Below are 9,671 nucleotides of genomic sequence, written 5' to 3'. Positions count from 1 at the left end.
TGGTCTTTCCAGCCGATATAGTCCCAGTAATCCACATGCAGCGCCAATGCGATCACGTCATCGCGCCCCACCAGCTCTTTGCCAAAATAGGCGTCCGCGGGCGGACAGCTGCTGCATCCTTGAGACGTGTAAAGTTCGACCACAACCGGGTGATCCCCTGCATTGGCTACGGAAGTAAACATGCCCGCCATTGAAAGCGCGGCAATCCCAACCCATCGCTGAAGTGCTGCCATCCCAAAACCTTCCTCAAATTCAGGTATTATTCCTGCATAAAACGAACGGGGTTGAAACGCCAATCAACGAATTGCGAGAATTCCGTCAGAAAATGTGTGTTCGAAATGAGCCGCGCATCCCTGCACAGGTTTTGCGCGTTTCTGATGATTGTTTTGAAATCGTCCATGCGCATGTTCAAAGCATGAAACATACGGATAACATTCAGGGCTACCACGCCCACGTCTACTTTGACGCCGAGACCAAAGCACAGGCTCAAGCGTTGTGTGAAACCGCGGCAATGCAGTTTGGGGTTCAGATGGGCCATATGCATGACCGCGCCGTTGGTCCCCACCCTTTGCCATCGTGCCAATTGGGGGCAACGCCTGCGCAGTTTGAAAAGCTGCTGCCATGGCTTGCGTTAAATCGCGATGACTTGGTGGTCTTTTGCCATCCCGAAACCGGGGCGCATTTGGAAGACCACCGGGATCATGGGATCTGGCTTAGCGAAGGGCTGGCCCTGAACCTGTCGATCTTCCGCTAAGGCTTATTGCGCGTTCAGGATGGGGCGCAACCGGCCTTCTAGCTCTCGCTGAACCAGTGGCCCTGCAATGCGCAGCAGAACATTGCCGTCGCCATCCACAAGATAGCTTTCTGGGACCCCATAAAGGCCCCAGTTCAACGCCATGCGCCCATTGGGATCAGCCCCACCTTTGACAAATGGATTGCCCAGTTCCTCAATGAAGTCCGCAGCGTTTTCTGGCGTGTCTTTGTAGTTCACCCCAATCACTGTCAGCCCCTCTTGTTGAAGCTGCACCAAGGTTGGGTGCTCTGCACGGCACGGCGCGCACCAAGAGGCCCAAAAGTTGACCAGCGTGAGCTCGCCGCTGCGCAGATCGGCGTCAGTGGCAGGATCTAAGAAATCCAGCGGCTCGAGCATCACGGCTGGCGCTTGTCGCCCAACCATTGCGCTTGGCAGTTCATCGGGGTTTTCACGCTGCATGCCAAAGAAAAACAAGGCTGCAAGTCCAGCAAAGATAACGGGAGGCGCAACCATCAAAGGCGAGAATTTAGCCATCATTTTGCTCCAGTTTGTCCAAAGCTTTTTTAGATTTTTTGGCCGCGCGCACGCTCAACCACACCAAACCCACGATCAAAATAATGGACGCGCCATAGGCGGATAAAACCGTTCCTGCGTATTTTCCAAGATCGGGCATCATGACATGCGCTCCCGTGCCATCAGCGCCGCCGCGCGGCGTTTGCGGATTTCAGTGCTTGTGCGCATCAGAATTAACGCCACGAACAGCAACCCGAACCCGGCGATACACATAAACAGAGGGGCCGCAAAGACGTTGCTGACCCGTTCTTCTGTGTCGCCCGCAATGGCCCCTGCCCGCATGACGGACGCGCCTTGGTGCAGGCCTTGGTTCCAGAAGTTCACAGCGTAGCGGCTGAGCACCGCAAAAACAGAGCCCACGAGGCATAGGATTGCCGTGAGGTCAGAGGCTGTCTCTGGGTTCTCAATCGCTTCCCAAAGGGCGATATAGCCCAGATAAAACAAAAACAGGATCAAAAAGGAGGTCAGACGCGGGTCCCAAACCCACCATGTTCCCCACATCGGTTCGCCCCAGATCGCCCCTGTCAGCAAAGCAATCACTGTCATAACGGCTCCAATCGGTGCTGCTGCTTTGGCAGCCAAGGCGCTGATATGTTGACGGCGGATGAACCATGCGAGTGAGGCAACCAGCATCATGAACCAAATATTGATCGCCATGAGCGCCGCAGGTACATGCAAATAGATGATTTTGACGGTCGAGCCCTGACGGAAATCATCTGGCGTGAAGAAGAACCCCCAGATCAGCCCACCGACCAAGCACAAGGCCGCGGCCAAAGACACCCAAGGTAAAAGGGTGTCGGACAGGCGCATGAACTTCGCTGGGTTCGCATATTGCCAAATAGATGCCATGGCTACTTTCTAATTCGCTTTCGTGTCTGGACGCACGCTTCTTCGTGCAAAATCCACTGCGTCACATTGATCCTGCTCAAACAAACCTGCCCCCTCATCTCAAATTCACCCGCAATACCAAGGCGCTGACAAAGGGGAGCACTGCGATCACCGCCAGCGACACTCCGGACATCAACGCGAGAGGTGTGGTTACCGTTAGCCCTTCTGCCCCACGACGCGCCACTTCGGCACCAAAGATCAAAGTGGGGACGTAGAGCGGCAAAACCAAGAGCGAGAGCAAAAGGCCCCCGCGTTTGATGCCAACGGTGAGCGCTGCACCGAATGTGCCGATGACAGACAAGGCAGGTGTGCCAAGAAGAAGCGAGGCAATGAGCCAGACATAGCCCTCAGGCGGGAGGCTTAGCAAAATACCTAAGACCGGCGCGGCCAGAGTAAGGGGCAGCCCAGTCGTGAGCCAATGGGCCAAAGCTTTGGCGGCGCAGACCATTTCCAAAGGCACAGGAGCGGTCGCCAGCAAATCAAGGGTGCCGTCTTCCCAGTCGAGCGCAAAGATACGGTCAAGGGAAAGAAGACAAGCTAACAAAGCGCCGAGCCACAGGATGCCTGCCGCGATTTTTGAGAGCAGAGCGTTTTCTGGCCCCACCGCAAAGGGCACCAAGATCGCGACAATCAAGAAAAACGCGAGACCAAGCCCAAATCCACCTCCGGATCGGAACGCAAGGGTCAGGTCTCGTCTTAAAAGCGCTCTCATAAAAACGCCTCGTCAAATGCGCCAAGATCCGCTGTTGGGTCGGTCTTGAAAACGCTGATATCGAGGGTTTCGGCCTCAATCCCCAAATCGATATGGGTCGCAATCAAGGCGCTGCCGCCACCGGCCAAATGCGATTTGACCACATCAGCAAACATGGCGACGAAAGTCTGGTCGAGCGACACTGTGGGCTCATCAAGCACCCAGATCGGGCGTCCTGTCACCAAAAGCCGCGCAAGGCCAAGTCGCCGCTTCTGACCAGCAGACAATGCATGCGCTGGTCGGTCAGAAAGCGATTTTAGATCAAAGCCTTCCAATGCGGGGCTAATGTCGTCATTGCCAAAAACGTCAGCCCAGAATGCAAGATTTTCTGACACTGTCAGGTTTGACTTCAAACCATCTGAGTGTGCCGCATATGCAATTGCATCTTCCGCACATTCCACGCGCCCAGAAGTCGGCTTTTGCAAACCCGCAATGCTCCGCAGTAGCGTGGTTTTACCGGACCCGTTGGGTCCACGCAGGATCAGGGCCTGTCCCGCAGCAACCCTGAAATGAACCCCTGCGAGCAGCGGCAAGCCACCACGGGCGACCGATAGGTTCTCTACTGCCAAAGCCACCGATTAATTCTCCACCGGCAGGATCGCGGCTGCAACACGGCGGCCTTCGCTGACCAAAACATTGTAGGTTCGGCAAGCGCTGTCCGTTTTCATCACTTCAACGCCAATCCCTGCCTCTTCCAAAGCCTTTCTGAACTCTGCAGGCGCATGGCGCATCTCTGCCCCCGTTCCCAGCAGAATAAAGTCCAGTTCAGCGGCCAATGCGATGATCGTATCGGTATCCTCTGTGCCGCCCCAATGGACAGCCCCAGTGGCGTGCACCAAAGTCGGCGCGGCCATCACTTCGCCCGCAACGCGCACGAAATCCGGCCCATAGCTTTCGATGGGTTGGGCATCTCCAAATTGGATCTCGGTCAACCGCAAGGCCTGCCTCCAACGTTTGGCGCGCTTACTATTCCCAGAGCGGAAGCCCCGTCACAACGGCGAGGCCAATTACCAGATAAGCCATTGATCGATACGTGGTTTCGTATTTCGGGTCAAACAATGCTTGCCCCAATCGGGAGGTTATAAAATAGGGCACGGCCAACACAAAGCTCAATGCGACGAGCCGCCACGTGATCAATCCGCCGATGGTCATGTTGATGGCAATCACCACATCAAGGATGGCAAGAAAAACGATGGTATTGGCTCGAACAATCACTGCACGCGATCCGTTTGCGAGATAGAACAGGATAACAGCCGGCCCGGTCAGCCCAGTCATTCCCCCAATTCCGCCAGCGGTCGCACCGATTCCGAGCAACCGTTTGAGATCAATCTTTCCTGTGTAACGCCACCCAAGGATCAAGGCTGACAGCATCGCAGCGGCGATCAGGGCCGCAATCCAACGGATCATGTCTTGAGGCAGTTGTGTCATGATCCACAACCCGATTGGCACGGTGAGGATCGCGGCACCTCCCAAAATCGAGACGTCTTTCAATTCTGCGACTTTCACGGCTCGCGGCAAAAGCGCGGCTGCGCTGCAGATCCCGGTCAGCACCATAACCGCAATCACATCAGCTGTTGGCAGAAAGATATTTGCGATTGGGACAAAGATCAGCGCTGTCCCAAAACCAGCAAAGCCGCGGACAATGCCCGCGGCCATGATGGTTAGCACCAGCCAAATCAGCCCCGGCGTCGCCAGGGCTGTTGTAAGCAAATCATGCATCTACATTTGCAAATTGATTGCCTGCGGTGTTGTCAGGTTTAGACCAATCCCGCTTGACCCCAAGCTTCAGCAGAGCCGTTGATGCAACAAAAACAGAGCTATAAGTACCCACGATAACCCCCCAAATCATGGCAAAGACAAAGCCACGAATAACATCTCCACCCAGAACGAATAGGGCCAGAAGCGCGAGCAAGGTGGTGACAGATGTCATCACCGTCCGGCTCAGGGTTTCGTTGATCGAGAGATTGAGAACGTCTTTGAGGTCTTTTTTCTTATAACGGCGCAGGTTCTCGCGCACCCGGTCAAACACAACAACCGTGTCGTTCAGCGAGTAGCCCACGATGGTCAGCAGAGCTGCAATGATGGCCAGATCAAAGCGGATCTGAAGCACCGAAAAGATCCCGATGGTCAGGATGACGTCATGCACGAGCGCCGCAACGGCACCGACGGCAAACTGCCATTCAAAGCGCAGCCAGATATAGACAAGAACCGCTGCAATCGCCAAAACCACGGCAATGACCGCAGTCTGGATCAGCTCGCCGGAAACTTTAGGGCCAACGGATTCGACTGAGACAAAGGTGATGTCTGGAGCCACCTCTTTCAGAGCGAGTTCCACATTACGCACCACATCAGCGGTCACCGATTCCTGGCCCTCTTGGGCCTGAATGCGGATCATGGTGACGTTTTGGTTGTCTTCAAAAGTCGGATCAAACACTTCGGTGATGGTCACATCGCCCAAGCCAAGCGGGTCAATCGCCGCGCGGTAATCGCCGACTACAACCGTCTGAGCGCTTTCTGTACGGATGGTTGTGCCACCGCGGAAATCGATGCCGAAGTTCAAGCCTTGGATGAAAAAGAACGCAATAGATGCGATGATCATCAAAGATGAAAACCCGATGGAAATCTTCGTCTTACCGAAGAAATCCCAGCTGGTTTCTTTAGGAACAAGTCTTAAGCGCATCTTTACACCTCCAACGTTTTGGGACGGCGGCGTTCATACCAGATCACAACCATCAGACGGGTGACAAAGATCGCGGTGAAGACAGATGTCATGATCCCCGCGCCCAAGGTAATGGCGAAGCCACGCACCGGACCAGAGCCCATGGCAAACAGGATCACCGCTGTGATGAAGGTGGTGATATTGGCGTCGATAATCGCGCTCAGCGCTTTCTCGTAGCCAAGGTCAATCGCGCGCGCGACACCCTTCTTGGTTTTCAACTCTTCGCGGATCCGCTCAAAGACCAGCACGTTTGCGTCCACGGCCATACCAATGGTCAGGACGATACCAGCAATACCCGGCAGGGTCAGAGTTGCGCCCACCAAAGACAGCAGGCCAAAGATCAGGCCCACGTTGATGATCAGCGCCACATTGGCGAAGAGACCAAACGTGCCATAGCTCAGGAACATAAAGACCAGCACCGCCGCAAAGGCGACCAAGCAGGCAATACGCCCGGCTTCAATACTATCTTGGCCAAGCTCTGGACCGATTGTGCGTTCTTCTAGGAATTCCAGCCCCGCTGGCAAAGCACCTGCGCGCAGCAGAACCGCGAGATTGGTGCTTTCCTCGACAGAGAAGTTCCCGGTGATGATACCGGAGCCACCCGCAATATGGCTTTGGATAACCGGCGCAGAGATCACTTCGCTATCCAGCACGATGGCAAATGGAGAGCCAATATTGTCGGCCGTATAGTCACCAAACTTCCGCGCGCCCGATGGGTTAAAGCGGAAAGACACGGCCGGGCGACCGTTTTGGTCAAAGCTCGGCTGCGCATCGACCAGTTCTTCGCCACTCACGACGTGAGCGCTTTCAAGGATGTAGTAAACACCCTCTTCATCCAGCGATGGAACAACTTCGTTGCCTGCACCGGCTGGTGCTTCTGGGTCGGTTGCACGGCCTACAACTGGATTGAAAGTCAGCTGAGCCGTGGTGCCGATGATGTCTTTCAGTTCACTCGCAGAGCCAATGCCCGGCACCTGAATGAGGATCCGGTCCGCGCCTTGGCGCTGAATTGTCGGCTCGCGTGTGCCCACCTCGTCGATACGACGGCGAATGATTTCAAGGGATTGTTGTACGGTGCGCTCGTCTGTTGCCAGCTTCTCAGCATCTGACAGCGTGACGACAACCATGTCATCATCCGCAGAAACAACAAGGTCCGTCGCCCCTGCTCCAGTCAATGACACAACCGGCTGCGCCAGAGTGCGCACTGCGGCAACCGCGTCTTGGATCGCGTCCGGTTGCGAGATCTTTACGCGCAGCTCTGTTGGATCAGAAGGTTGCAGGCGAATGGTGCCCACGGTCGCGCGCTGCTCGCGCAGCAGGTTGCGCACTTCAGGCCACAAAGAGGTGATGCGGGTCTCATACACATCTTCCACCTGCACTTCCGCCAAAAGATGCGCACCACCGCGCAGGTCTAGGCCAAGGTTAACGAGGGAGGATGGCAGAAAAGACGGCCACATGGCCGCCTGTTCTTCTAACCCATTGCCGGAGAACCCGGCTTCAATTGATGCGGAGGCATCGTTATGTGCTTCGACCCGTGGGTAGAAGCCATTGGGCAGGGCCAAAAGCAGACCCAGGGCGCAGACGCTCCAGATCAGGACCCGTTTCCAGAGGGCGATTTGCAGCATTATGCGCCAGCCTTATCAGAGTTTATTTGGATTCAACCGGTTCGGTCTTGGAAACAACCTGCGCCAGAGTGGACTGAACGACGCGGACTTTAACGCCCTCTGCCAGTTCAACATCCAGTTCGTTGTTGTCTTTGACTTTAACCACTTTGCCGATCAGACCACCTTGGGTCACGACCTCATCCCCGCGACGAACGGCAGCCACCATGGCTTGGTGATCTTTCACTTTTTTCTGCTGCGGGCGGATCAGTAGGAAATACATGATACCGAAGATCAGAATAAGTGGGATAAATTGGCCAATCGCTTCCATCGGGGTGTCCTTGTTGTTGGCGCGGCACCTGCCGCGAATTTTGCAGGGAACCTATGTGTGAAAGGGTTAGGATGCAAGGTGTGAAACATGCTGCATATGCTTGGGGAATTAGCCTAACTCACTCATTTTCAAGCGAGGTACGACAGAAGCTTACAGAGCTTAAAAAAATACGGCATAACCACCTCACCAAATGAATCACTTTTGAAGGACTAGATCCCATGCATGACATCCGTGCGATCCGCGAAAATCCGGCAGCGTTTGATGCCGCCCTCTCCCGCCGTGGAGACGCGCCGATGTCTTCGGAGCTTTTGGCAGTAGATGCTGAGCGTCGGGCAAAGATCACTGCGGCTGAACAGGCTCAGGCGGACCAAAAGAAAGCCGCCAAAGATGTGGGTGCTGCCAAAGCCAAAGGGGATGAGGCGGAGTTTGAACGCCTGCGCGCGCTTGTCGGTGACAAGAAAGCTGAAGTGGCCGCGATGCAGAACGAGGCCAAAGAGCTCGATGCAAAGTTGACCGACATGCTGGCACGGATTGCCAATGCGCCCGCAGAGGACGTTCCTAATGGGGCCGATGAAGACGATAATGTTGAAGTCAACAAGTGGGGCGAGCCTGCGACATTCGATTTCAAACCGAAAGAGCATTACGAAATCGGCGGTGTTGCGGCGTCCATGAGCTTTGACACCGCGGCAAAGATCTCTGGCGCGCGGTTTGTTTATCTGAAAGGTGCCGTGGCACGTATCCACCGTGCGCTCGCGCAATTCATGATCAACACCCATGTGGATGAGAACGGGTTGACCGAGATCAACACACCGGTGTTGGTGCGCGATGAGGCGATGTATGGCACGGATAAATTGCCGAAATTTGCGGAAGACAGCTATCAAACCACCAATGGCTGGTGGTTGATCTCGACCTCTGAGATCCCTTTGACCTATTCCGTGGCTGGCGACGTCCTAGACGCGCGAGACCTGCCGATCCGCCTGACGGCACATTCCTTGTGTTTCCGTTCTGAAGCGGGATCTGCGGGCCGCGATACTGCCGGCATGCTGCGTCAGCACCAGTTTGAAAAGGTCGAGATGGTGTCCATCACCCATCCAGACGAATCTGACGAAGAGCAAAAACGTATGCTCAAATGCGCAGAAGGTATTCTAGAAGCTCTGGGCATTCCTTACCGCACCGTTGTGCTGTGTACCGGCGATATGGGTTTTGGCGCCAAGCGCACCTTTGACATTGAAGCATGGCTGCCTGGCCAAGACACGTATCGCGAGATCAGCTCTGTCTCCACCACCGGTGATTTTCAGGCGCGCCGTATGAATGCGCGCTTTAAGCCCGAGGATGGCGGCAAGCCGGAATATGTGCATACGCTGAATGGGTCTGGCTTGGCTGTGGGGCGCTGCTTGATTGCGGTGCTGGAGAACGGCCAGCAAGAAGATGGCTCGGTCAAACTGCCAGAGGCGCTCGCCCCCTACTTGGGTGGCAAGACAACGCTCTCTGCAAACGGCGAGCTTGTTTAAATGCGAAGGCCCGGCACATTGCCGGGCCTTCTTCAATCTGGGGCGAGATTGTTTTTTATTTCGGCAGCTTTTCCATTTCCATTGCCAGCTTCAGCTCGTCTTCAGACAGCTCACCGCTTTCATCGGCGTCCAAGGCAACAAAAGCTTCCTCAGATAGCTCTGGATAGACCGCCTGCAGCTCTGCAAAACTGAATGCGCCATTGCCGTCTGTGTCTTCCACCAGAACCTCAGCAATCGCTGTTGTCGCCAGGCCCATTGCCGTCAGTGCTGCAAATAGAACGAGTTTTTTCATAACTTATCTCCTGAGTTTATGTCTCGTTTCATGACGGGGCATCCCCGTGAGATGAGAGATGACAGCCCCGTTTCGGGCCCACAATCGCAGGATGAAGGTGGCGTGATTTCGGGCATTTGGCCGCTAAGCGCGCGCGGAAATTGGCTCAAAATCGCAGCAGAATTTGGCCAATGGGTCTCGGCAAAACGCGCCGATGGCGAGGTCTTGCTGATCCGTCGGCCAAACAAGGCGCACCGTTTTGAAAGCTGCTA

The 9,671-nt window shown here is 55.2% G+C and carries 15 protein-coding genes; 3 read left to right on the top strand and 12 right to left on the bottom strand.

Annotation, left to right across the window (positions count from 1 at the left end; translation table 11 throughout):
* A partial coding sequence (locus tag TA5113_RS17165; protein WP_370736435.1) for a DUF1223 domain-containing protein occupies positions 1–191 on the bottom strand: 191 nt, incomplete at its 3' end.
* Positions 192–415: 224 nt separating this feature from the next.
* On the opposite strand from TA5113_RS17165, the gene TA5113_RS07535 reads away from it, so the two are divergent.
* On the top strand, positions 416–754 hold the full coding sequence (locus TA5113_RS07535) for a DOPA 4,5-dioxygenase family protein (protein ID WP_058315844.1): 339 nt from the start codon (positions 416–418) through the stop codon (positions 752–754).
* 3 nt (positions 755–757) lie between these two features.
* Here the strand turns inward: TA5113_RS07535 and TA5113_RS07530 are convergent, their stop codons facing one another.
* From TA5113_RS07530 to yajC, 10 genes are all read right to left on the bottom strand, one after another.
* Positions 758–1,288, bottom strand: a complete 531-nt coding sequence (locus TA5113_RS07530; protein ID WP_106387472.1) for a DsbE family thiol:disulfide interchange protein — start codon at positions 1,286–1,288, stop codon at positions 758–760.
* Complete coding sequence (gene ccmD / locus TA5113_RS07525; protein WP_181949461.1) at positions 1,281–1,430, bottom strand: heme exporter protein CcmD; 150 nt, start codon at positions 1,428–1,430, stop codon at positions 1,281–1,283. The genes TA5113_RS07530 and ccmD overlap by 8 nt, the downstream gene beginning before the upstream one ends.
* Positions 1,427–2,176 carry a heme ABC transporter permease gene (locus TA5113_RS07520; protein ID WP_058315703.1) on the bottom strand — a complete coding sequence of 250 codons (750 nt, stop codon included), beginning with the start codon at positions 2,174–2,176 and terminating at the stop codon, positions 1,427–1,429. Before TA5113_RS07520 ends, ccmD begins: the two co-directional genes overlap by 4 nt.
* A gap of 94 nt (positions 2,177–2,270) precedes the next feature.
* A complete protein-coding gene (gene ccmB, locus TA5113_RS07515; protein WP_058315702.1) occupies positions 2,271–2,927 on the bottom strand; it encodes a heme exporter protein CcmB in 657 nt (218 codons plus the stop codon).
* Positions 2,924–3,541, bottom strand: coding sequence for a heme ABC exporter ATP-binding protein CcmA (gene ccmA, locus TA5113_RS07510; protein ID WP_058315701.1), 618 nt, complete (start codon positions 3,539–3,541; stop codon positions 2,924–2,926). Before ccmA ends, ccmB begins: the two co-directional genes overlap by 4 nt.
* A gap of 3 nt (positions 3,542–3,544) precedes the next feature.
* Positions 3,545–3,904 (bottom strand): Mth938-like domain-containing protein, encoded by a 360-nt coding sequence (locus TA5113_RS07505; protein ID WP_058315700.1) that lies wholly within the window; start codon positions 3,902–3,904, stop codon positions 3,545–3,547.
* 28 nt (positions 3,905–3,932) lie between these two features.
* Entirely contained in the window at positions 3,933–4,685 is a 753-nt protein-coding gene (locus TA5113_RS07500; protein WP_058315699.1) for a sulfite exporter TauE/SafE family protein, read from the bottom strand.
* Positions 4,678–5,646: a protein translocase subunit SecF gene (gene secF / locus TA5113_RS07495; RefSeq protein WP_058315698.1), complete on the bottom strand. Its 969-nt coding sequence runs from the start codon at positions 5,644–5,646 to the stop codon at positions 4,678–4,680. The genes TA5113_RS07500 and secF overlap by 8 nt, the downstream gene beginning before the upstream one ends.
* A gap of 2 nt (positions 5,647–5,648) precedes the next feature.
* The gene (gene secD, locus TA5113_RS07490) at positions 5,649–7,310 is read right to left on the bottom strand and encodes a protein translocase subunit SecD (protein ID WP_058315697.1); all 1,662 of its coding nucleotides are present in this window, start codon (positions 7,308–7,310) and stop codon (positions 5,649–5,651) included.
* A 22-nt stretch (positions 7,311–7,332) separates the two neighbouring features.
* A complete protein-coding gene (yajC, locus tag TA5113_RS07485; protein WP_058315696.1) occupies positions 7,333–7,617 on the bottom strand; it encodes a preprotein translocase subunit YajC in 285 nt (94 codons plus the stop codon).
* Between the two features lie 218 nt (positions 7,618–7,835).
* On the opposite strand from yajC, the gene serS reads away from it, so the two are divergent.
* Entirely contained in the window at positions 7,836–9,128 is a 1,293-nt protein-coding gene (gene serS, locus TA5113_RS07480; protein ID WP_058315695.1) for a serine--tRNA ligase, read from the top strand.
* A 55-nt stretch (positions 9,129–9,183) separates the two neighbouring features.
* Here the strand turns inward: serS and TA5113_RS07475 are convergent, their stop codons facing one another.
* Positions 9,184–9,420 carry a penta-EF hand family protein gene (locus TA5113_RS07475; protein WP_058315694.1) on the bottom strand — a complete coding sequence of 79 codons (237 nt, stop codon included), beginning with the start codon at positions 9,418–9,420 and terminating at the stop codon, positions 9,184–9,186.
* Positions 9,421–9,471: 51 nt separating this feature from the next.
* Here TA5113_RS07475 and TA5113_RS17080 point away from each other — a divergent pair.
* Positions 9,472–9,671 (top strand): hypothetical protein (locus TA5113_RS17080; RefSeq protein ID WP_131726433.1); only part of this gene is annotated, 200 nt, incomplete at its 3' end.

Source organism: Cognatishimia activa, from assembly GCF_001458335.1.
Lineage (GTDB): Bacteria > Pseudomonadota > Alphaproteobacteria > Rhodobacterales > Rhodobacteraceae > Cognatishimia > Cognatishimia activa.
Note: the sequence above shows the minus strand (reverse complement) of the source record. Positions and strands in the feature narration are given on the sequence as shown.